We start from the raw sequence: 19,544 nt of genomic DNA, 5'->3' as shown, positions 1-19,544 counted from the left end.
ATGGGGAGGAGGACGTTCTCCGGTCGAGAAGTGGTGAAAGTGCTAGTCAACGTCGGTGGGTTCGAGTGGCGACGAACGACAGGAGACCACGCACAACTGTACTACGAACGTCCAACGAACGAAAACGACAGGCGGCGAGTCACGGTTCCGTTACACGACGAACTTCGGACGGGGACGCTCCGTGGCATCGCTGACAGCGCCGGGGCGAGAGATTTCGAGGAGTTCTGTGAGTGGCTCGACCGTAATTCGTAGCTTTCGCTCCGACTTGGCAGTTATCGGGAAACACCCACATCTAGCTGACAGGAATCTGCGAGTAGTTTGTCGATAGCTAGTGTTCCGGGCGACAGTTTTCAATCGCGAGTACCAACGCCGAAGCTCGTCGCAGCGACCGGGTCCAGTTCGCTCGACCAGCCCATCGAAGTCGTCGTCGAAACTCAACACCGGGTCGATACCACGCGATTCACACAGGTGAACGCTGGTCGCGCCCGTGAAGCTGCGGTTCTGGGCTACACAGGGTCGGGGTCGGTTACATCGAATCAAAGAGAGCGGTTCCGCCGGCGAGCGCCACTGCAAAGAAACTCTGTGCCGCAGTGAGCCAGTTCTCGCCCGCCTGTTTCTGACTGAACTGGAGCACCGTAGGACCCGGGTGCGAGAGCGTCGTCGTTTCGACGCTCTGGGCCAAACAATCATTATCCCAGTCGAGCGAGAGAGAATATGAAGGTATTCGAGACACAGCTCCCCGGCGTCGGACGACGATACCAGGTATCGTTCTCGGGCGGAAAAGCACTCACCATCCTCATTCACAACGACGGCCGACGGGACGTGTTCTGGCGGGACGACTCCGAGGCGGACAGCGAGGAGCTCTTCACCACGACAGAGCGCGAGGCACAGAAACTCGCGGAGATATTCGACGGCACGTTTTTCGAACCTGTCGACGACGATCTCGACGACGCACTCTCGGACGCTCGTATCAAATGGGTGTCTATCCCCGGCGGATCGCCCGTCGTCGGGAAAACGATCGGTGAAGTAGGTGTCCGGACGCAGACGGGCGTCTCGATTCTCGCCGTCGAACGAGGCGAGCAAACGATTCCGAATCCGGCCCCCGGAACCGAGATGCTGGCGGAAGACGTCCTCGTAGTTGTCGGGACTGTGGATGCACACGATGCGTTCGCCGAACTCCTCGCCCCTGACGCTTCTCACGGTTGAATACGGGGCCGTTATTTCACTCCCCGCACCCCCTCAGCGACACCGGTACAGTAATTGCTCCCCGGCTGGCTAGCATACGTCTAGATGTGGTGACATCGAACCTCGTCCTTACTGCCGGACTCTTTCTGACCCTTCTCACCATCGGTGGACTGCTTGCCCTGCGCGTCGGCCAGTCGGTGATCCCAGCATACATCCTCGTCGGGGTTCTGATCGGCCCCTTCGCACCGTCGGTCGGTGGTGTGTCGTTCACCCTCGTCGAGTCGCCAGCGTTTATTCGACTGCTGGCCGACCTGGGGGTCGTCCTCCTGCTGTTTTTCGTCGGACTCGAACTGGGGCTGACATCGCTGATTCAGAAGCGAACACGATTCGCTCGCGCTGGTGCGATCGATATCGGAATCAGCCTCCCGGTGGGTATCCTCGTCGGTCTCGTCTTCGGCTTCACGCTGCTGGAGGCACTGTTCGTCGGTCTCATCGTGTTCAATTCCTCGACAGTCATCATCGCCAAGTCGCTCATCGACCTGGAGTGGATCGTCAACCCGGAGAGCGAGGCGATCCTGGGGGTCGTCGTCATCGAGGACATCATCACTGCCGCCGTCTTCGCGGTCCTGTCGGCGTTCGTCCTCGGTGCCGCTGACGTCGCCTCCCTCGGACGAACGATCGGACAGGCGGCGGTCGTCCTCCTCGTACTCGGGCTGGTCGCCTACTACGGCGGGGAGTGGATCGACCGAGCGTTCGACGTCCACTCGAGTGAACTGTTCCTGCTCGGCGTGCTCGGCGTGACAGCGCTCGTCGCTGGCCTCGGGCTCGCTGCCGGCGTCAGTGATGCGATCGTCGCCTTCGTCGTCGGGGCGGCGTTCGGACAGACCAGCCACGTCGAACGTATCGAGAGCCTGCTCGCCCCGAGTCGCAACCTCTTCGCTGCGGTGTTTTTCTTCGTCATCGGTCTCCAGACGAACCCGCGGGTGGTCGTCTCTGTCGCGGGGTTCGTCCTCGTTGCGGTCGTCGTCACGCTGCTCTGCCAACTCGTCAGTGGGTACTTCGCCGGGCGTGGCTACGGTCTCTCGGTCGAACAAGCGTCGCGGATGGCGAGTGCACTCGCCCCCCGTGGCGAGTTCTCGCTGGTGATCGCAGCCTTCCTCGTGACAGCCGGCACGACAGACGCCCTTCGAGAGACGATTCCCGCGTTCACCGTCGGGTACGTCCTCCTGACCAGCGTCCTCGGGACCGTGCTCATGCGAAACGCTCACCTCGTCGAACGTGTTGCACGCAGATACACGGATGGTTGATTCGGAGTCAGGTGCCCCCGCGAACGATCTGGGTTAGCTCGTAGTGTTCCTCACGCGTCCCAATCGCGACGAGGATGTCGCCAGAAGCCAGTTCGAAGTCGGGGGACGGGTTCGGGACCGTGTCGCTCCCACGCTGGATGGCGATCGTCGTCGTCCCAGTCCGTGACTCGATTTCACTCTCTCGGAGCGTCTCGCCGACGTGGTGTGAATCACCGGGAACCTCGACCCACCCGATGATGGTGTCACCGATCGGGACAGTCAACTCGTCGACGGTCACTGACTCGAAGTACGCCCCTTCGAGAATCGACCCGAGCTTGTTGGCCTCGTCGCCGGTCAACCCAAGCAGTTTCTCACCGCTCGTCTCGCGGTTTGGACGTCGGTAGAGTTCACATCTGCCGTCGTGGTGGATGACGACTGACGCGAATGTACCGTCCGACAGTTCGAGATCGAACTTGCGTCCAACGCCCGGGAGGTCCGTTTCGTAGACTGTCATAGTGACCGTCGGTCGGCGACGTAGATAATAGCAAGGTCCGCTCGTATCATCCGCCTGTGCGAGCGGAACCGCACTGGCGGTGAGCCGTTGCGTGCGTACAGGTGTCGTGATGTGGTTGGACCCTTCTGGGAACTGTCGAACAGCCACGTCCCCAGTGAACGTGCTGGTCAACGTCGGCGGGTTCGAGTAGCGACCCACGACTGGGGACCACGCCCAGTTGTACTCCGAGCGGCCGACGAAGACGACAGGCGGCGAGTCACTGTTCCGCTCGACCGAGAGCTACGAACAGGGACGCTCCGCGGCGTCGCCGATAGCGCCGGGCCGAGAGATTTCGAGGAGCGCTGTGAGTGGCTCGACCGTAATTCGTAGCCGTCGTTCCAGGCCAGGGGCCCATCGATATCGGCTGGCTCTACCTACCGATACTCTACCAGTAGTTTGGCGCCTGGTAGTGTTCTGGGCGACGACCCTTCCCTCACGGAGAGACTCGAGAAAGACGTGCCTTCGTGCGGTCTGTGACGTTGAAACGGAGAACCAGACCGAGAAAATTGAGGGTCGTCGCTCCAACTGGAGTCAGACCAGTTCCTCGACGGGTGTCCACTGCGAGCACGGACCGGTCAGTCGTCCGCGACAGCCGGTGAGGCGACTCTCGCTGGCTGTGCGTCGGCCTGTTCGGACACTGGCGTCCACTCCAGATTCTCTTCGTAGTGGAACGCACGATGGCTCTGGGTCGGGTCGACGACCGTCATCGAGAACCACTCGTTGTCCAGCAGTTGGGCGACCTCGTCGTGGTCGGCCAGAATTTCGGTGACACGCTCGAGTGGTGCGTGGACGACCGCCGAGAGGCGGAGGGGCTGATGGTACAGTTCGTCGTCGGCAGCCATCAGCGACTGGAGCGGCAGGCCAGTCATCAGGTCGCCACCGTTGCCCTGGTAGACGCCGACGTTTCCGACCGGGTTCTGGGTCACCTTCGACCCGCTCCCGTAGACGGCGTTGTCGACCGCCGAGAAGTAATACTGGGTGTTGATCCACTGGGTGACGACCAGCGGCCCCGCGAAGATTGCTTCGAGCGCCTCGCCGTCGGGGTCGGTCGACCAGTCGTAGGAGTGGAGGAAGGCGCGGCCGTCGAGGTCGAGGTTGCTGGTCAGTTCGCGGGGGCCGACGACGAAGCCAGCGTTGCCGGCCAGCCCCCATTCGGGACGCGTCTCGGCCCAGTCGGCAGCCCGGCGTTTCGTCTCGCTGAGTCCCTTCGATTCGGTCGCGTCCATCGATTCTGTCCGCTCGGCGGCCGCGTTCTCGCGAGCGGTGGCGAGGTCAGCACGCAACTGCTCGATGTCGGCAGTGTGGCTCTCCGGGGCGTCGTGGTCGTACAGCTCGACCTCGTCGGTCGTCGTGTTGTGCTCGCCGGCGACGAAGACGGTGTCGTCGGGGATGTCGAAGCCACGGTCGCGCAGGGCCGCTTTGACCTCGGGGTCGTTACAGATAGTCGCGAGTACACGGGCATTCGGACCGCCCGGATTGCCGGCGCAGGCACCACAGTCCAGACTCGAATCGTACGGGTTGTTCGTCGTCTCACTGGCGTGGCCGGTGAAGACCACGAGGCGGCTGAACTCGTCCCAGCCCATCAGTTCGAAGGCGGTGGCGGCGTACTCGACTTTCTCCTCGGTGGTCAGTCCGACCGGGAGGTCGCCGGCGTAGGTGTACTGGTGGTGGACGACCTGGTCACAGAACTCGCGCGAGTCGGGCACCGCGTCGTCGGCAGTGTCGAACAGGTCGGCGACGCGGCCGGGAACGAGCGTGCGGGCCGCGAGCGCCAGCCCGTACCCGCTGCCGGCGTTCTCCACGAAGCCGAAGGCCGTGGCGGGGTTCGATTTCAGCGTCTTGACGAGCCCGCCCGCGGCCTCGCGGATGCTCGACCACCGGTCGTGGGTCGACTGCGTGTCCCTGTCGCTTGGAATCTCGCAGACGTGGTGCTGCGGGTCGAGAATCGGCGGACAGGCATCGACCGACACCTCGGCATCGTATCCCTGGTACTCCATCGGGATGCCGAAGAAGCCGGCGTAGCCGTGGGTCTCGTAGTCGCCCGTGGCCTCGATGTGCCGGCGGATGACCTCCGACCGGGTGTCGATACAGAAGACCAGTTGGGCGTCCGGGCGGCCCGCAGACTCGCGCTCGTCGAGAGACTGGCTCTCGGCGGCGACACTCTCGACGAGTTCGCTCCGGTAACTCGCCTCCCACGCGGTCAGGAACGCGTCCGCGAGTTGGTCGACCGAGTCAGCGTCGGTGCTCTCGGGGCCGGTCGAGGGGTCGATGTCGGCACCGAAGCTCTCGAGCAGCGAGAGGCGGACCGCGAGATAGCCGGCAAGCGTGATCGGGTGGGTCGACTGCCAGGCGTCCTCCTTCTCGGCGCGCTGTTTGATGAAGCCGGCCCAGCCGGGGAGCGCGGCCAGCTGTGTCTCGAAGATGGGGACCCACTGGCTCTCCGGGTACGGCTCCAGCACGGCTTCGAGGGCTTCGAGTGGCGTCTCGGGCAGGGCTGTGGCGGCACACTCGTCGGGGATGTCGCCGTCGTGTGCAGCGACGTCACGGAACGCGGTGTAGAACCCGGCCTCGCGGTTCGGCATCGACCACTGCGCACAGCCCTCGTCGAGGAAGGCCGACAGCCACTTCGTCAGCACGTGGTCGGCCCGCTCGGTGGCGGTGTCCGGGGCGTCCGAATCGACGGTGGTGTCCATACGCGCAAGCAGCGTCTCCGGGTCGTCCTCGAACCCGCGTGCTGCGAGTTCCGATTCGAGTAGCCCGGGGTCGATCTGGCCGGCGTCGAGGGCTGCCTGGAACGCCTCCGGACTCGGATAGCCGCGACCACCCAGCAGGTGACTCGCCTGGGTCACCGCTTCGCCGAACGGCAGGTGTTCGAACCCCGAGAGGGGGTTGGCCGTGACGAACGAGTGGAGCGGCCACACCGACCCGACGGTGGTCGCTGCTTTCTCGATGCTGTTCTGGATGGTTGTTTCAGTGTTCATTGTAATCCTCCTTGGTGGTCAACACGGTGCTGGATGGGGTTTGGCTCGCGTTCACGAGCGTCACGTAGAGGCGCTGGCTGCGTTCGTGGACGCCGGTTTCCATGGCGACGTAGACGGCGAGGAAGACGGCGGCCACGACGCCGTGGAGCACGGTCAGGTCGGTCGGCGCAGTGACGACGGGGAGGCCGGTCAGGAGTCCCAGAATCGTCTCGTAGACGAGAGCGTAGACGGTGATGGCGGGAAGGAAGACCAGCGGGACCGCGCCGTAGCGGACCGTCGCCGGGAGCGAGGCGTTCTGGACCACGCTACGGGCCGCATGGAGCGTGGTGAGTACCACGAACAGGACGAGCAAGAGGCCGGTGTCGAGTTTCGTCCCCTTTCCAGTCAGCGCCGCGAACAGTGCGCCCCCGGCGAGTCCGGTCAGGAGCGTGACGGCGACGCCGACCACGCTCGTTGTGTTCTGTGACGTCCCCGTCGGGCTGGTGTGTTCGACCTGTGCGCCCGCGCCGAGGAACTGGTAGGCTTTGTAGAAGCCGTGTAACACGAGATGGGTGACGGCGGCCCCGAAGAAGCCGAGGCCGGCCTGCAGTATCATGAATCCCATCTGCCCAACCGTCGAACAGGCGAGTTTACTCTTGACGTCCGACTGGACTGATTTGAGGAGCTTCCCGAGTAACGCGCTGGTCGCACCGACGCCGGCGACCACGAGCATGAGACCGGGGTCGGCGGTGATGACCGGCGCGAAACGGAGCAGCAGGATTCCGCCTGCGTTGACGAATCCGGCGTGCATCAGTGCCGACGCCGGTGTCGGTGCGGTCATCGAGGAGAGGAGCCAGGTGTGGAACGGGACGAGTGCGGACTGAATCATCGCGGCGAGCACGAGGGCACACGCGGCGACGAGCCACAGCGGCCCCCCGAGCGTCCCGGAAGCCGCGGTGATACCGGAGACGGTCGTCGCCCCGGTCGTCCACCACAGCGTCGTCAGGGCGACACCGAGGAGGCCACTGCTGGCGAGGAAGTACCGACGGCCGACCGCCGCAGCCGCCTGTGCCTGTTTCCAGCCGGAGACGGTCCCGATGAGTTTCGCCATCAGCAGGCCCATCGCCAGCCACAGGAGTCCGAACAGGGCGATGTTGTCGGCCGCGACGAGTCCCATCACGGCCAGGGTGAAACCGAACACGGTGCGGAAGAAGCCAGTCTCATGAGCGCTACCCGCCATGTAGCGGCGCGAGTAGCTGTGGACGATACCACTGAAGAAGGTGACGACCACCCACATCAGGACGGTCAGCCCGTCGATGGCGACCACGCCGGGAACCTCCCACGCGCCACCGAACTGGGTTCGTGCGGCGAGTGCAGCGATACTCGCGGCGAACAGCGACCAAACGAGCCACGTGAGTGCGACGGACACGAACGGCGATTCGACCGTCGTGTCCGGGAGCGCTCCGACCGTCCTCTTCGAGGTTTGTCCTGACATCGTTTAGTCCGTCGTAGCGACCTCTCCTGGCAACCGGTCCGAACCGGCATCCCAGTCTCAGTCGTGTTCACCAGAATAGGGAACAGATTAACTATTAAATCTACCTATCTTCACAAATTGTTCGCACAATACTCGATTATAGAACGTTATGTTTCCCAGTGTCATGGGGATGAGTACCTTGGCACCGAGACACAACGCGGGAGACTCGCGACCCGGGCCGTCAGCGTATCCGACCGTGTCGCTCTCCTCGAGGCCCGGTCCACTCCTCGATGGACTCGACGACAGTGTCGAGTAGCTTCCCGTTCATCCACGAACGGTCTTCTGCTGATTGCGCGCGTTAGTACCAGGAACCGAAGTTCGAGAACAGTTCGGTCAAGAACGAGGGCACAATTACCGAGTAGTTCGGGGCTGCCCCCGGGGATACCAGACCATTCGTCCCCGAGGGACGGGGACGGTGGTGCTCGCAGAACTCGTCTTCGTCGGGCGGTCAACCGACGCCGTCGTGCGCCGGACGGCTGACACGTCTTTGGTCAGTGGTCGTTCTCCGTGCGGCCTCCGGAATCGAACTTGCCGAAGGGCGTCGTCTCGTAGCTTCGAACGAGGACTTCGTCGGTGACGTTGAGTCCCATATCGAGCAGTTCCTGTGCCACGGGTGTGATGTCGCTGTCTGACTCGCCAACAGCAGTCACGAGGAGGTTCTGTTCGCCGGTGACCAGTTCCTGAACCGACACGACACCGTCGATTTTCAGGATTTCGGGAACGAGTTCACCACGTCTGGGTATCGAAGCGGTACAATAGAGCATCATTCGGAGCGGATACCCCGACTTCTGATAGTCGATACTGGCGCTGTACCCCTTGATGATACCCTGGGATTCGAGACGCGAGATGCGCTTGCGGACAGTACTGCCCGAGGTACCGGTTCGCTCGGCGATGTCTCCGGACGACATGTTTCGAGCGTCTTCCTGTAGTGCAAATAGAATCGCTCTATCCACGTCGTCTATCTCGTTGTCAGCCATACCAGTGTGTCCGCGGCAATGGTACTTTATTTGTGGGTTGCTCGGATTCTCTGCGTTCGCTCCCGGGTTCTCGACGTGCTGGGATGGCGTCGTCACTGCAAGCGAACGGACTCGTCGCACCGACCGTGGAACAGGGAAGACGTGTATGCTTTTTCTTGGTTCGATACTATCATACAGCATCCGACGATGGTTACGCTCCCAGAGCCGCTCCGCAGACTGAAACCGAGCCGGCGTATCCGACACGTCATCTACTACTTCACCGGTCTGGTGGTGCTCATCCTGTTCTACACGGTGGCGTACAACTATGCGTTGACACGGCTGGAAGGCGTCGAACAGTCCGTCTTCGCGTCGTTCGAGTTCGTCATCCAGACGATGACGACGACCGGTTACGGGCAGGACTCGGACATCTGGAGCCACCCCCTGATGTTCCTGTTCGTCGCCATGATACAGATATCGGGCATCGCGACGGGGTTTTTCACGCTCCGCCTCATCATCATTCCACTGTTCACCGGTGCAGAGGTAAACCTCGACGACCGCCTCAGCTCGAAGAACGGTCACGTCATCATCTGTGAGTACCGCCGTGACTCGTCGGTTCTCCTGGACGAACTCAGGGAACTCGGTATCGATTACGTGCTCATCTCCTCCTCCAGAGAGAACGCCGAGGCGCTCTCGAACCGTGGGTATGCCGTAATCGACGGCTCCCCGCAGGAGGCAGAGACGTTCCGACGGGCGAGTATCGACACCGCACGCGCCGTCATCACTGACGCGGGTGACGCGAACGTCAACACGATACTCACCGTGCGGTCGGTCAGGCCGGACATCGATATCATCACACTGACCGACGACAGTTCCATGGCGGACATACTGCGCGACGTCGGTGCGGACACCGTGCTGTCGCCACACGGTGTGCTCGGACATCGCCTCGCCGAGAAGGCCGTCGCCTCGTTCAGTTCCGAACTCAGGGACACCATCGAAATCGGCGGGGACACGAAACTGATGGAACTCCCGGTCTCGGAGTCGAGCGAACTGGTCGGTCGCAGAATCAGGGACACCAGGGTCAGAGAGCGAACGGGGGCGACCATCGTCGGGGCCTGGATCGACGGCGAGTTGCAGTTACCGCCGAGCCCGGACGCTGTCGTCCGTCCCAACACCGTCTTGCTGGTGTCGGGAAAGGAGAGCGCGCTCAAGGAACTGAGCGAGTTCACCAGGCCCCCTCGCTCGTTCACTGAACACGAACAGTTCGTCCTCGTCGGGCTGGGCGAGGTGGGTCATGCCGCGCGGACGGTCATCCAGGAAGCGGGCGGACGGGTCGTAACCATCGACGTCGAAGACCGGCCCGAGGTGGACGTAGTGGGTGACGGTGGCTCGCGAGAGGTTTTGCGAGAGGCGGGCGTGGAGGACGCCGGAGCCATCATCGTCGGTGTCCCCGACGATTCGGTAGCGCTTCTCACCACGGTGCTGGCGCAGTCACTCAACCCGGAGATAGAGGTCCTCGTTCGTGTGAGCAACGCCGACACCACGCAGAAGGCGTTCACCGCCGGTGCCGACTACGTTCTGTCGGTTCCGCGGGTGAGCGCCAGGATGGTCGCCAAGGAGATACGTGGCGAGGACGTGCTCGCGCCGGCGAGCCAGGTCCGTCTCGTCCGTGTGCCGGCCACCCCGCTCACCGGGTCGACCCTGATGGAGTCGGGTATCTACGAGCAGACCGGGTGTCGCGTCATCGCCATCGAAGACGGTGAGGGACAGACGGTGGCGGTCGACCCACAGCGGCAGTTCACCGGGGACGAACGGATAACCATCGTCGGGTCCGACGAGGCAGTGCAGCGGTTCCTCAAGCGGTTCGACGTCTCGCCGACCGAGATGTCCTGATACGCGGGGCTGTTCCCCGAACGTTTCCGCCGGTGGCTGCTGGCCGTCCGTCGACCAGTTGTGTACCGTCGGCTTCTTCCACTTGTGAGCACCTGACGACGAGGAAGCGTTCATTGCTGTTGCTGTCGTATTTCGAATATGACTCTCGGTTCCGGGTTGTCGACCGGATACAGTAACGAGAGGGAGGCGTTCGAGGCGGCCCTCTCGGCGGTCGATGACGGCTCACCAGGGGCGGTCGCGGTCCTCTCCGAGCCGTTCGGTGGCCGGGAAGCGTTCCTCGACCTCGCGGAGCGCTACTTCGGAGACCGGGCGACCCGGGTACGGTGTACACCGACAGACAGTCACGACCAGGACCTCGACCTGGACGACGTAGCGGTGTTGCTCGTCGACGACTGCCAGCACCGGTTCGTTCGACGTATCGGGGGGTTCGACGGGTTCGACCGCTTCCTGCGTCAGGTCGCGACGTTCGACGGGCCGGTCGTCACCTCGTGGAACACGTTCGCCTGGGACTATCTGGCCGCCGTGAAGGACCTCGAACGGACGTTCCCAACGCAGATCCGACTCGGCGATCTCGACAGTGGGACGATTCGAACGCTTCTCATGGCGGAGTACGACGAGAACGGTCCGGAACTCGTCGACGACAGGGAGCCGACAGTCGAACCGCTGGTGGTGAGACGGACGTACGAACGCCCTGTTGGGAGACACCGGACGCTCCGTGTTCCCTACGCGGTTCTGAACGTCGACGGAGTGCGCAAACGACTGGCGAGAACTGACGAGGACCTCCCAGAGACGCTCATCTTCGACCGGATTACCCAGCTGGCCAGGGGGAACCCCGGCGTCGCGAGTTATCTCTGGCAGGAGAGCCTCTCGGATGGTCGGCTCGCCTACAGCGCGATTCGAGAACCACCGGGCGAGCTCGGGGTGGACTACGATACCGCGTTCCTGTTGCAGGTCCTCCTGACGAAAGAGCGACTCTCCTACGACGAGCTGGCCGACGTGGTCGAACACCCCGAACTCGACCGGGCGCTCGGGGAGCTATCGAAAACGGGTGTCCTCACGGTCGACGGTGACCAGGTCGTGCTCGAACCCGGCGCATTGAAGCCACTGGTCGAATCGCTGGAACGGCGGCGGGTCATATGGTGACGTTGCAGACGGGGGTCCCAGAGGTCACCATCGACGCGCTCGACATCGTGAACTCCCTCGTGGTCATCGTCGTCGCCTACGTCGTGGTCCAGATGTTCGCGTTCGTCGTCTCGAAGGTCGCAGAGCAGACCGTCAAACACCGGATCACGGTGAAGATGGTCCTGCCACTGTTCAAGGCGGTCGTGTACGCCGCGGTCGCGTACTATATCGTGGGGCAGGTGCTGGCGGTCACGCCGACTCAACTACTCGCCATCTCTGGCCTCATCGGGGCAGCCATCGGTTTCGGTATCAAAGACCTGTTCTCGAGCGTCTTCGGCGGGTTCATCCTCATCGTCGAGCAACCGTACAAGATCGGCGACAAGGTCACCATCGACGGCCACTACGGCGAAGTGACGGACATCGGAATCCGGGCGACGAGGCTGCAGACGCCGGACGACACGCTCGTCGTCGTCCCGAACGACTCCGTGTTCAGCGGGGCGGTCGCGAACGCGAACGCCGGGAAGGCCGAGATGCTCGTGGTCGTGGAGTTCTACGTCGCGGCCGACGCCGACCTCGACAGGGCGATGTGCATCGTCGAGGAGGCACTCGTCACCTCGCGCTACGTCTTCGTCTCCGAGAAGCGACCCTTCGTCGTGCTCACCGAGGACGAGCTGTACTACCAGACCGTCCGGGGCAAGGCGTATGTGAACGACACGCGCAACGAGTTCGTCTTCGAATCTGACGTGACCCGGCGTGTCCGCAGGGCGTTCGCGAACGAGGGTATCGAGAAGCCGTCGCCGCTCCCCGGGCACGACGCGTCGCGCTCCGAATCCTGAGCCCGTTCCCAGGGGCACGTGAACCGCTGGCGACCGGCTCGTCGATTCTGTGTCGAACGTTTATCGTGCACTAGACATATCCCGGCAGCGGTGGTAGAGAGAGCAATGACACGTCAACAACTGACGAACGGTCTCGCAGCCACCCTGGAACGCGGCGGCGTCGCGCTCGGAGTGCTCGACAACACCTACAGCCCGACACTCGTCGAGTTCTACGGGGAACTCGGCGTCGACTTCGTCTGGCTCGACCTCGAACACGGTGGACCGGACCCGTGGGACGCGGGGCGGATGGAGGACCTGCTGCGTGCCGCAGACCGGACGGACCTCGAACTGCTCGTTCGACTCCCCGATACCGACCCGACACTGCTCCGGAAATCCCTGGACCTCGGGGTCCGGAACGTGTTCCTCCCACGCGTCGAGACCGCAGCAGAGGTCCGAGCGGCCGTCAAGTCCGCACGGTTCCGCTACGATGGAGGCCCCGGCGACCGGGGACTCGGGGCACCCCGTGCCAGGCGATGGGGGCTCGGTGCGGACTACATCGACACGGAAGACCGCGAGACGATGGTCGGCGTCACCATCGAGACCGAAGAATCCGTCGCGAACCTGGACGAGATTCTGGCAGTCCCCGAACTGGGGTTCGTCTTCATCGGCCCCCTCGACCTCTCGGTCTCGCTCGGGCATCCCGGAGAGGTCGACCATCCGGCGGTTCAGGACGCGGTCGAGTCGATTCGCTCACAGGCCATCGACGCAGGGGTTCCCGTTGGTGGTCTTGGCTTCGGGATGGACGACGTCAACGAGAAGGTGGCAGACGGGTACCAGCTGCTGAACCTGGGAAGTACCACCGGCGCACTCAAACAGGCCGTCACCGGCTGGTTCGACGCGTACGAGGGAGAATCGGCGGAGGAGTAGGGTCCCACAGCACGCAGGAGTGCTCGTCGCACGCGGGCAGGTCTCATCGTGCATCGCTCGCCTGTTCGGACGTCGTGCTTCCCGCAGGTCGTCCCGGCGTGGTGGTTGGCATAGGGAAACTGGAGTCACTCGGGAGGCGGAGAATCGGAGGAGTCGGCAGGTATCAGACTATCCTGAGCGACAGGTGCCGACTGCGGTGGCAGTCCGCGTCGGCGAGAATCGGCACTGAATTCGACAGACCGGGAGTCCGACCGCCCATGGCAGAGTATGGCAGACCTTCGGGGCGGTACGATGCTCCCTGTCGGGTGATTACCTCACCCTCACTCTACCGTAGGCGACCGCTCGAAATAAGGAGGATACTTTCCGTCCGGTTACGAACCGACCGCGTGGTGCGTCGAACCGGCAGGTTACAGCCCGGCGACGTCCTCGATGGCGTCGGTCAGCGCCTTGATGGACTCCACGTCGTGCTCGCCCATGTGGCCGATGCGGAACGTCTTCTCGCCGAGCGCGGAGCCGTACCCGTTCGAGAAGACCATGTCGTACTGCTCGGAGACCTGTTCGATGGTCGCGGCGACGTCGATGTCCTGTGTGTTCTCGATACAGCTCACGGTCTGGGACTCGTACCCCTCCTCGGGGAACATGCCGAAGTGCTCGCGGGCCCACTCGCGCGTGTACTCGGCCATCTCGCGGTGACGCTCACTGCGGCCCTGGTGCCCCTCTTCGAGCATGTACTTCATCTGCTTGCGGTAGGCGAGCATGATGGGAATCGCGGGCGTGGAGTGGGTCTGGCCCTTCCGGTCGTAGTAGTCGATACAGCGCTGGAAGCCGCCGTACCACGACGCGGAGTCCTTGCCGACCTCGCGGTCGTAGGCGTCCTGGCTGACGGTACAGATGGCGAGCCCCGGCGGCATCGCGAACGCCTTCTGGGAGGACGCAAAGAGGACGTCGACGTTGTGTTCGTCGATGTCGACGTAGTCCCCGCCCAGCGAGGAGACGGCGTCGACCACGAAGTACGTGTCCGGGTACTCGGCGACCACGTCACCAATCTCTTCGATGGGGTTGCGGACGCCCGTCGAGGATTCGTTCATCACCGTCGCGACCACGTCGTAGTGCTTGTCGCTGGATTCGAGCGCCTCTCGGATGTCCTCCGGCTTGATTGCCTGCCCCCACTCGTACTCCAGGCGGTCGACGTCCTTCCCCAGTCGCTCGGCGACGTTGGCGTGGCGCTCGCTGAAGCTGCCACAGGTCGGCACGAGGATGTTCTCGTCGACGAGGTTGAGCGTCGACGCCTCCCAGAACTCGGTGCCAGAGCCTGTGAGGATGATGACGTCGTTCTCGGTACCGAGGAACTCCTTCGTGTCCTCGACGATGGTCGTGTACAGGTCTGTCATCCGGTCCATGCGATGGCCGAACATCGGCTCGCACATCGCCTCGATGACGTCGTCACGGACCCCGGTCGGACCCGGGATGTACAGTTTCTTCTCCGGATAGTCGTCTTTGTATTCGCGTTTCTCGGTCACAGGAGCCACCTAAGTACAGACCACTGCGTCGCGGGGTGTGATGGTAGTTTTGATACCGGCCCCATTGTCGGGGGCACGCGAGAGGGCCGCCGGTGGTCGGCCCGGGAGCAGCCTCAGAAGAGACCCAGCGGCCGACAGGCGTCGAACCGGTCGTCCGTGAGGTAGACCGTCCCGTCGTCGACTGCGACGTCGATAGGTGCGAGGAACTCCCCGCGGCACGGCCCCCTGGTACAGAAGCCGTCGTCGCAGTTGAACTGCGCACCGTGTTTGTGACAGACGATTCGATTGTCCGTGACGAGCGCGCCGAGGCCCCGGTCGAGTTTCACATCGGGTTCGTGCGGACAGGAGTTCTCCCACGCGAGGACCGCCTCTCCCGTGCGACAGAGGATGGCTTCGATGCGATACCCGGACGCCTCGACCTCGAAGCGGAGCGTCCCGTTCGGGGGTATCTCGTCGAGTGCCGCGATGCGGTGGGTGTCGAGTTCCGGGTCTGAACCGGTGTCGGTGCCCATGCACAGTGTTTTAGGCAGACCTAAAAAAGAGTTATCGAGGGGCTCTGAGTACTCACCTGTTAGGGAGTATCGTGATGCACGACGGTCGCCTCTACTGCTAGTAATGAAGACAGCTCGCGCCAGCGTGGTCCTGCTCGCGCTCTGCCTGCTGGCAGTGCCTGTACTGGCACACGTGCCGAGCTTCCCCGTCGACAACACCAGCCCCGAGCGGGCGGTCGAGGTCCCGGACGCGGTCAAGTCGTGGTCGTTCTACGACCGACTCGAAGGAGACGGCGCGAAGTACTACCGGTTCTCGCTGGCATCCGGCGAGCGACTCCAGGTGTCGACGTTCACCCCCATGGACAGCGAGTTCACCCCGTCGCTCGTAATCATGAGTCCGTCACTGGCGGGAACCGAGGGCGTTCCTGCTGACGTGACCGTCCCCGAGGGGATGGGTGCAATGGTAATCGAAGGCGAGCGGCCAGCAACTGCCGGGTACGAACCGTTCGCGCCCTCGGCGAACTACCAGACGGCGAGCTACTCCCGTATGGTCGGGGCCGAGACGACCTACCTCGTAGCCATCTACGAACCCGAGAACCGGAGCGGCCCGGCTGGCGTCGCCCTCGGCTACTCGGAGGAGTTCTCGACCGTCGAGTATCTGACCGTCCCGTTCGACCTCGTTCGGACACACCTCTGGGAGGGCCAACACCCCCTCGTCGTCGTCGGCCCGTTCCTGTTCACAGTGCTGGCCGGCGCGAGCGCCGTGCGGCGGCGATGGAACAGCGCGTGGGGGACGGCCCCAGTTCGGCTCGTGCTGACTGGTGCTGGGCTGTTCGTCCTCGGAAGTGGCGTGAATACGCTCGTCCGGATGGGGCTCGCGCTGGTCCAGACCGGGCCGACGGCTGGCGCACTCGTCACCGGGATGTTCGTCGTCGTACCGATGCTCTGTGGGGTGTGGGTGCTGCGACTCGCACTCCAGCGCGACTGGAAGCACCCCGTCAGAATCCGGGTCGGACTCGCCGTGGTCGGAGTCCTGTCACTGCTGACGTGGGCTGGATTCCTCGTGGGGCCCGCGGTCCTCCTGGCAGTGGCGGCGACGCCAGACAGGTTCTTCCCGGACGACCCGACCGAGACGTGACCGGACGGCCCAGTCAGGAGATCCACGTGCCGTCGATGACGGTCCCGTCCCGGTACGTCCAGACCTCGCCTCGCCCGACGAGAAGTCCGCCGTGGCTGCCGGTCGTGAGTTCGGCTTCGCGTACCTCGCCGTCGACGAGTGTCGCTTGCACGGCTACCGAGGTATCGACGTCGCCTTCGAACCCCTCGTAGAGGAACGCCGACCCTGCGGTCGTACTCTCTGTCCCTTCGCGATGGAGTCGGACGATGACCGGTCGCTCGACGGTGGATTCGCCTGACCGGTACACCGAGTCTCGTTCGAGTTCGTCGGGAGTGAGGTCCACAGCCGCCTCCGCCAGAAGCGCCTCGACGGCTGCTGACTCGCGAACTCGCCGCTCGTACTGGGCCGCCTCAGCTTCGTCGAGGTGGGCCGCTTCGGTCATCGGCCAGAGTTCGTGAAGAGGGGTGATGAGTGCTCTGGCAGATTCGACCGTTCACTGGTCGGCAGGGTCGACCGCCTCGTCCCCTCCCCTCGTCCACTTCTTCTCGACCGCGCCGTTCGCCAGCACGACCACGTCGCCGTCGTCGAGTTCGATGCGGGACTTGCGGAGGCCGATACTCTTGACCTCACCGGTGACGCCGTCCGTGGTGACCCGATAGCCGGGGTTGAAGTCGGGGTCTCGCAGCAGGTAGACGCCGGCGACCGTGTCGGCAATCATCCCGGAGAGCGCGTAGGAGACGCCGAGGGCGATGAAGCCCGTCGCGGTGCCGAGGCTGGCTGCCACCTCGCCCATCCCGAGTATCTTCAGGAGGGCGAGCCCGGCGGCGAACCAGAGGAAGATACCCACGACGGTCACACCGAGGCTCACGATGAGGTCCTGTTCTACCGGGTACAGCGCGTCGAGGGCCTCCCGGGTGACACGGAGGGCGATTCTGATACCGACGTATGACAGGGTGAGGAAGACGAGCCCCATCACGAGGCGGGGGAACGCGTCGAGAACTCCCTGCTGGAAGGTCGTGAGAGTCTTCTGGACGAGTTCGACGAGGAAGTCGACTGAACCGGTCATGGTCGGTGGATGACCGCGCTCGACAAAACGGTTGGGTGACACTGGCTCCCGGTTACTGCTCGTCCGGGTCTCTCCCGAGTCTCTCGGCGAGTTCGTCGGCGACGCCGGTCAGGTAGGCGGTCCCGAACAGGGCCACGAGGAGCCCGCCGATGGTGTTGTAGAACAGGTCGAGGACGGTGTCGTCGAGCCCGTACTGCGTGAGGATGCTCCCGGTGCCGAGCAACTGGGCGACGACGCTGATGTAGAACTCGATGAGTTCCCACACCACACCGAAGGCCATGACGAACACGAGCAGGTAGACGAACATGAACCGCAGCGGGAGCGTGAGAGAGTCGGTGTGTTCCTCGAGTGCCCGGGCGACGGCGTATGCGACCCCCGCGACGAGCGACGACGAGGCCGCGTGGGTCAGGTGGTCCCACCACCAGGTCGTCCCGTACAGCGTCGCGAGGTCCCTGCCGGGTAACGGAAGCGTCCCGAGTGCGTGCAGGAACATCGCGACGGTTATCCACAGCACGAGCCCGATGCTCATCGTGAAGCGGTAGTTCCGTTCGAGGTACGCCGGCAGGAAGGTGACGCCGAGGCCGACGGCGGCGTTGACGACGACCCCGGCGTTCCCCAGCCAGAGTCCGACCGACAGGATGCCGAATATGATCGCCTGCAGGACGTGCACGAGGGTTACCTGTCGTTGCGGCGTGAGTCCGATGCGACGGGCGACGCTCATACGACTTCCACCTCTTCGTTCGCGGCGGGCGCAGTCGCTATCGGTTTCCGGAGCTGTCTCCGGAAGTACCACAGGAAGATGCCGCCACCGACGAGCCCGCCGAGCAGTGCCGCGGTGAAGATGTGCATGAGTTCCGTGTTCGACTCGACGAAGCTGGTCCCGAGAAACACCGACGCCGCCGCGGACCCGACCGCCCAGTAGCCGGCGAACGCCAGCGTCGTGAGCAGGGTGAACGCGACCGCGAACGCCGGCGTCATCCTGACCGTCGTGGTCAACTGGAGCGTGGAGACGAGCAACATCCCGAGTGCTGCGATACCGACCCCGTTGACGACCATATCGAATCGAGTCGGCGGAAAGACGGCGACGATAAGCGGTGTCGACGCGAGCAAGAGCAGTGGCCACGGGATGGTTCGTAGCCACGACCGCGAGAGGACCGCCGGAACGATGGCTATCACTGCTGCGGTCCCCACGAGTAGCACGTCGACCATCCTGAACGCGAGTAGGCTGTCGACTGTCGCGACTACGAGCACTGTCGTCAGCGCCCAGGCGATGACGGCGTTCACTCTCGTGTCCGATACGAACCACTCCTCTCGCAGTTGCTGACTCATCTCTGGTCCCTCCGATTGCGTGGCAGGGAATGTCACGCATTCGTACAGAGTGAGACGGTCCAGATTTGGTTAAGAATTTTTTCGGGAATTCTGGGGAGTCGCCGCTGGCGTCGACCAGACGGCTATCAGCGAACCAGCAGTTGCGCTCCGGTACTTATCTGGCATGCGCCCTTCTGGATAAGTACCATGGGACTGTTTCGGAAGTTCGGACGGCGATTCGGGCGACTCAGCGAGGAGGCCCGCGAAGCGAAGGAGGCACACGCGACGTACCGGTGTGCGGAGTGCGAGGCGGGCTTCTACGAACACGAGGGGAAGTGCCCGGAGTGTGGCGCGGCAGTCATCGTCGAGCGTGACTCGACCGACGACCCTGTGACGGACGACGAGTCGGCGAACACCGATGCCACGGACAGCGAGTCGACGCCGGACCCGACCGAACCGGCACAGCGCGAGTAAGCCGCCAGCCGCGACGACCAACGTTTTTGGGCGCGTCCCGAGACGACTCACCATGGACGCTGGTGGCGACGAAGAGCGGTCGGTTTTGCACGAGGTAGTGGGCCTGGTTGCCGGAGTCGGAACCGTCCTCCTCGGGGTGGCCGCCGGGCTCGCTGCCGGGTTCCAGGTGCTTCTCTGGTTCGTCCGGCTTTCGAACCGCCCCTGGCTGCAGGGAAACGTGAATACACTGCTCGTCGCCGTCGGGCTGGTCGCGGTACTGGCTGTCTCTCTGGTCGTCTTTCTGGGAATCATCTACCTCTGTTCGCACCTGTTCGAGGCGGTCGAGAAACGGGTGACCTGA

The 19,544-nt window shown here is 63.7% G+C and carries 20 protein-coding genes and 2 pseudogenes; 11 read left to right on the top strand and 11 right to left on the bottom strand.

What is annotated here, in order from left to right; all coding sequences use genetic code 11:
* A complete protein-coding gene (locus ACSC1R_RS16625) occupies positions 1–252 on the top strand; it encodes a type II toxin-antitoxin system HicA family toxin (RefSeq protein ID WP_439026838.1) in 252 nt (83 codons plus the stop codon).
* Between the two features lie 135 nt (positions 253–387).
* On the opposite strand, the pseudogene ACSC1R_RS16620 reads toward ACSC1R_RS16625, so the two are convergent.
* A pseudogene (locus ACSC1R_RS16620) lies at positions 388–495 on the bottom strand (type II toxin-antitoxin system VapC family toxin); the annotation flags it as partial.
* A 327-nt stretch (positions 496–822) separates the two neighbouring features.
* Between ACSC1R_RS16620 and ACSC1R_RS16615 the strand changes: the two are divergent.
* Positions 823–1,206: a cation:proton antiporter regulatory subunit gene (locus ACSC1R_RS16615; RefSeq protein WP_439026837.1), complete on the top strand. Its 384-nt coding sequence runs from the start codon at positions 823–825 to the stop codon at positions 1,204–1,206.
* Between the two features lie 89 nt (positions 1,207–1,295).
* Positions 1,296–2,492 carry a cation:proton antiporter gene (locus ACSC1R_RS16610; RefSeq protein ID WP_439026836.1) on the top strand — a complete coding sequence of 399 codons (1,197 nt, stop codon included), beginning with the start codon at positions 1,296–1,298 and terminating at the stop codon, positions 2,490–2,492.
* Between the two features lie 7 nt (positions 2,493–2,499).
* On the opposite strand, the gene ACSC1R_RS16605 is transcribed toward ACSC1R_RS16610, so the two are convergent.
* Positions 2,500–2,985 carry a cation:proton antiporter regulatory subunit gene (locus ACSC1R_RS16605; protein ID WP_439026835.1) on the bottom strand — a complete coding sequence of 162 codons (486 nt, stop codon included), beginning with the start codon at positions 2,983–2,985 and terminating at the stop codon, positions 2,500–2,502.
* A gap of 109 nt (positions 2,986–3,094) precedes the next feature.
* Here ACSC1R_RS16605 and ACSC1R_RS16600 point away from each other — a divergent pair.
* Positions 3,095–3,354, top strand: a pseudogene (locus tag ACSC1R_RS16600) (type II toxin-antitoxin system HicA family toxin).
* Positions 3,355–3,599: 245 nt separating this feature from the next.
* Here the strand turns inward: ACSC1R_RS16600 and ACSC1R_RS16595 are convergent.
* The 3 genes from ACSC1R_RS16595 to ACSC1R_RS16585 form a co-directional block, all read right to left on the bottom strand.
* Positions 3,600–6,005: a DUF2309 domain-containing protein gene (locus tag ACSC1R_RS16595; RefSeq protein ID WP_439026834.1), complete on the bottom strand. Its 2,406-nt coding sequence runs from the start codon at positions 6,003–6,005 to the stop codon at positions 3,600–3,602.
* Positions 5,995–7,479: a proton-conducting transporter transmembrane domain-containing protein gene (locus ACSC1R_RS16590; RefSeq protein WP_439026833.1), complete on the bottom strand. Its 1,485-nt coding sequence runs from the start codon at positions 7,477–7,479 to the stop codon at positions 5,995–5,997. Before ACSC1R_RS16590 ends, ACSC1R_RS16595 begins: the two co-directional genes overlap by 11 nt.
* A gap of 530 nt (positions 7,480–8,009) precedes the next feature.
* A complete protein-coding gene (locus tag ACSC1R_RS16585; protein WP_439026832.1) occupies positions 8,010–8,495 on the bottom strand; it encodes an Lrp/AsnC family transcriptional regulator in 486 nt (161 codons plus the stop codon).
* Between the two features lie 186 nt (positions 8,496–8,681).
* Here ACSC1R_RS16585 and ACSC1R_RS16580 point away from each other — a divergent pair, with 186 nt between their 5' ends.
* The 4 genes from ACSC1R_RS16580 to ACSC1R_RS16565 all read left to right on the top strand — a co-directional run bounded on the left by ACSC1R_RS16580 (position 8,682) and on the right by ACSC1R_RS16565 (position 13,228).
* Positions 8,682–10,364, top strand: coding sequence for a potassium channel family protein (locus ACSC1R_RS16580; protein WP_439026831.1), 1,683 nt, complete (start codon positions 8,682–8,684; stop codon positions 10,362–10,364).
* A 138-nt stretch (positions 10,365–10,502) separates the two neighbouring features.
* Positions 10,503–11,507 (top strand): hypothetical protein, encoded by a 1,005-nt coding sequence (locus ACSC1R_RS16575; protein ID WP_439026830.1) that lies wholly within the window; start codon positions 10,503–10,505, stop codon positions 11,505–11,507.
* Positions 11,501–12,322 carry a mechanosensitive ion channel family protein gene (locus tag ACSC1R_RS16570; protein ID WP_439026829.1) on the top strand — a complete coding sequence of 274 codons (822 nt, stop codon included), beginning with the start codon at positions 11,501–11,503 and terminating at the stop codon, positions 12,320–12,322. The genes ACSC1R_RS16575 and ACSC1R_RS16570 overlap by 7 nt, the downstream gene beginning before the upstream one ends.
* 105 nt (positions 12,323–12,427) lie before the next feature.
* Positions 12,428–13,228, top strand: coding sequence for an HpcH/HpaI aldolase family protein (locus ACSC1R_RS16565; RefSeq protein ID WP_439026828.1), 801 nt, complete (start codon positions 12,428–12,430; stop codon positions 13,226–13,228).
* Positions 13,229–13,635: 407 nt separating this feature from the next.
* Here ACSC1R_RS16565 and ACSC1R_RS16560 read toward each other — a convergent pair whose 3' ends face one another.
* Both ACSC1R_RS16560 and ACSC1R_RS16555 read right to left on the bottom strand, forming a co-directional pair.
* Entirely contained in the window at positions 13,636–14,748 is a 1,113-nt protein-coding gene (locus ACSC1R_RS16560) for a pyridoxal-phosphate-dependent aminotransferase family protein (protein ID WP_439026827.1), read from the bottom strand.
* A gap of 113 nt (positions 14,749–14,861) precedes the next feature.
* Positions 14,862–15,260: a Rieske (2Fe-2S) protein gene (locus tag ACSC1R_RS16555; RefSeq protein ID WP_439026826.1), complete on the bottom strand. Its 399-nt coding sequence runs from the start codon at positions 15,258–15,260 to the stop codon at positions 14,862–14,864.
* Positions 15,261–15,363: 103 nt separating this feature from the next.
* On the opposite strand from ACSC1R_RS16555, the gene ACSC1R_RS16550 reads away from it, so the two are divergent.
* Positions 15,364–16,377, top strand: coding sequence for a hypothetical protein (locus ACSC1R_RS16550; RefSeq protein WP_439026825.1), 1,014 nt, complete (start codon positions 15,364–15,366; stop codon positions 16,375–16,377).
* Between the two features lie 13 nt (positions 16,378–16,390).
* Here ACSC1R_RS16550 and ACSC1R_RS16545 read toward each other — a convergent pair whose 3' ends face one another.
* Genes ACSC1R_RS16545 through ACSC1R_RS16530 form a run of 4 tightly spaced genes read right to left on the bottom strand, consistent with a single transcriptional unit; the run spans position 16,391 to position 18,751 of the window.
* Positions 16,391–16,798 (bottom strand): hypothetical protein, encoded by a 408-nt coding sequence (locus ACSC1R_RS16545; RefSeq protein WP_439026824.1) that lies wholly within the window; start codon positions 16,796–16,798, stop codon positions 16,391–16,393.
* A gap of 51 nt (positions 16,799–16,849) precedes the next feature.
* Positions 16,850–17,422, bottom strand: coding sequence for a mechanosensitive ion channel domain-containing protein (locus ACSC1R_RS16540; RefSeq protein WP_439026823.1), 573 nt, complete (start codon positions 17,420–17,422; stop codon positions 16,850–16,852).
* Positions 17,423–17,474: 52 nt separating this feature from the next.
* Entirely contained in the window at positions 17,475–18,143 is a 669-nt protein-coding gene (locus tag ACSC1R_RS16535; protein WP_439026822.1) for a hypothetical protein, read from the bottom strand.
* A complete protein-coding gene (locus ACSC1R_RS16530; protein ID WP_439026821.1) occupies positions 18,140–18,751 on the bottom strand; it encodes a hypothetical protein in 612 nt (203 codons plus the stop codon). Before ACSC1R_RS16530 ends, ACSC1R_RS16535 begins: the two co-directional genes overlap by 4 nt.
* Before the next feature lie 186 nt (positions 18,752–18,937).
* Between ACSC1R_RS16530 and ACSC1R_RS16525 the strand changes: the two genes are divergently transcribed.
* Both ACSC1R_RS16525 and ACSC1R_RS16520 read left to right on the top strand, forming a co-directional pair.
* Positions 18,938–19,204, top strand: a complete 267-nt coding sequence (locus ACSC1R_RS16525; protein WP_439026820.1) for a zinc ribbon domain-containing protein — start codon at positions 18,938–18,940, stop codon at positions 19,202–19,204.
* A 52-nt stretch (positions 19,205–19,256) separates the two neighbouring features.
* Positions 19,257–19,544: a hypothetical protein gene (locus ACSC1R_RS16520; protein WP_439026819.1), complete on the top strand. Its 288-nt coding sequence runs from the start codon at positions 19,257–19,259 to the stop codon at positions 19,542–19,544.

Origin of the sequence: Haloarchaeobius ordinarius (genome assembly GCF_051801355.1) — an archaeon.
Classification (GTDB): Archaea; Halobacteriota; Halobacteria; order Halobacteriales; family Natrialbaceae; genus Haloarchaeobius.
Note: the sequence above shows the minus strand (reverse complement) of the source record. Positions and strands in the feature narration are given on the sequence as shown.

Bases quoted from the DNA above. Each gene is read 5' to 3' on its own strand.
- ACSC1R_RS16625 (WP_439026838.1), top strand. From the start codon at position 1: ATGGGGAGGAGGACGTTCTCCGGTCGAGAAGTGGTGAAAGTGCTAGTC.
- ACSC1R_RS16605 (WP_439026835.1), bottom strand. From the start codon at position 2,985: ATGACAGTCTACGAAACGGACCTCCCGGGCGTTGGACGCAAGTTCGAT.
- ACSC1R_RS16595 (WP_439026834.1), bottom strand. From the start codon at position 6,005: ATGAACACTGAAACAACCATCCAGAACAGCATCGAGAAAGCAGCGACC.
- ACSC1R_RS16590 (WP_439026833.1), bottom strand. From the start codon at position 7,479: ATGTCAGGACAAACCTCGAAGAGGACGGTCGGAGCGCTCCCGGACACG.
- ACSC1R_RS16585 (WP_439026832.1), bottom strand. From the start codon at position 8,495: ATGGCTGACAACGAGATAGACGACGTGGATAGAGCGATTCTATTTGCA.
- ACSC1R_RS16580 (WP_439026831.1), top strand. From the start codon at position 8,682: ATGGTTACGCTCCCAGAGCCGCTCCGCAGACTGAAACCGAGCCGGCGT.
- ACSC1R_RS16575 (WP_439026830.1), top strand. From the start codon at position 10,503: ATGACTCTCGGTTCCGGGTTGTCGACCGGATACAGTAACGAGAGGGAG.
- ACSC1R_RS16570 (WP_439026829.1), top strand. From the start codon at position 11,501: ATGGTGACGTTGCAGACGGGGGTCCCAGAGGTCACCATCGACGCGCTC.
- ACSC1R_RS16565 (WP_439026828.1), top strand. From the start codon at position 12,428: ATGACACGTCAACAACTGACGAACGGTCTCGCAGCCACCCTGGAACGC.
- ACSC1R_RS16555 (WP_439026826.1), bottom strand. From the start codon at position 15,260: ATGGGCACCGACACCGGTTCAGACCCGGAACTCGACACCCACCGCATC.
- ACSC1R_RS16550 (WP_439026825.1), top strand. From the start codon at position 15,364: ATGAAGACAGCTCGCGCCAGCGTGGTCCTGCTCGCGCTCTGCCTGCTG.
- ACSC1R_RS16545 (WP_439026824.1), bottom strand. From the start codon at position 16,798: ATGACCGAAGCGGCCCACCTCGACGAAGCTGAGGCGGCCCAGTACGAG.
- ACSC1R_RS16540 (WP_439026823.1), bottom strand. From the start codon at position 17,422: ATGACCGGTTCAGTCGACTTCCTCGTCGAACTCGTCCAGAAGACTCTC.
- ACSC1R_RS16535 (WP_439026822.1), bottom strand. From the start codon at position 18,143: ATGAGCGTCGCCCGTCGCATCGGACTCACGCCGCAACGACAGGTAACC.
- ACSC1R_RS16530 (WP_439026821.1), bottom strand. From the start codon at position 18,751: ATGAGTCAGCAACTGCGAGAGGAGTGGTTCGTATCGGACACGAGAGTG.
- ACSC1R_RS16525 (WP_439026820.1), top strand. From the start codon at position 18,938: ATGGGACTGTTTCGGAAGTTCGGACGGCGATTCGGGCGACTCAGCGAG.
- ACSC1R_RS16520 (WP_439026819.1), top strand. From the start codon at position 19,257: ATGGACGCTGGTGGCGACGAAGAGCGGTCGGTTTTGCACGAGGTAGTG.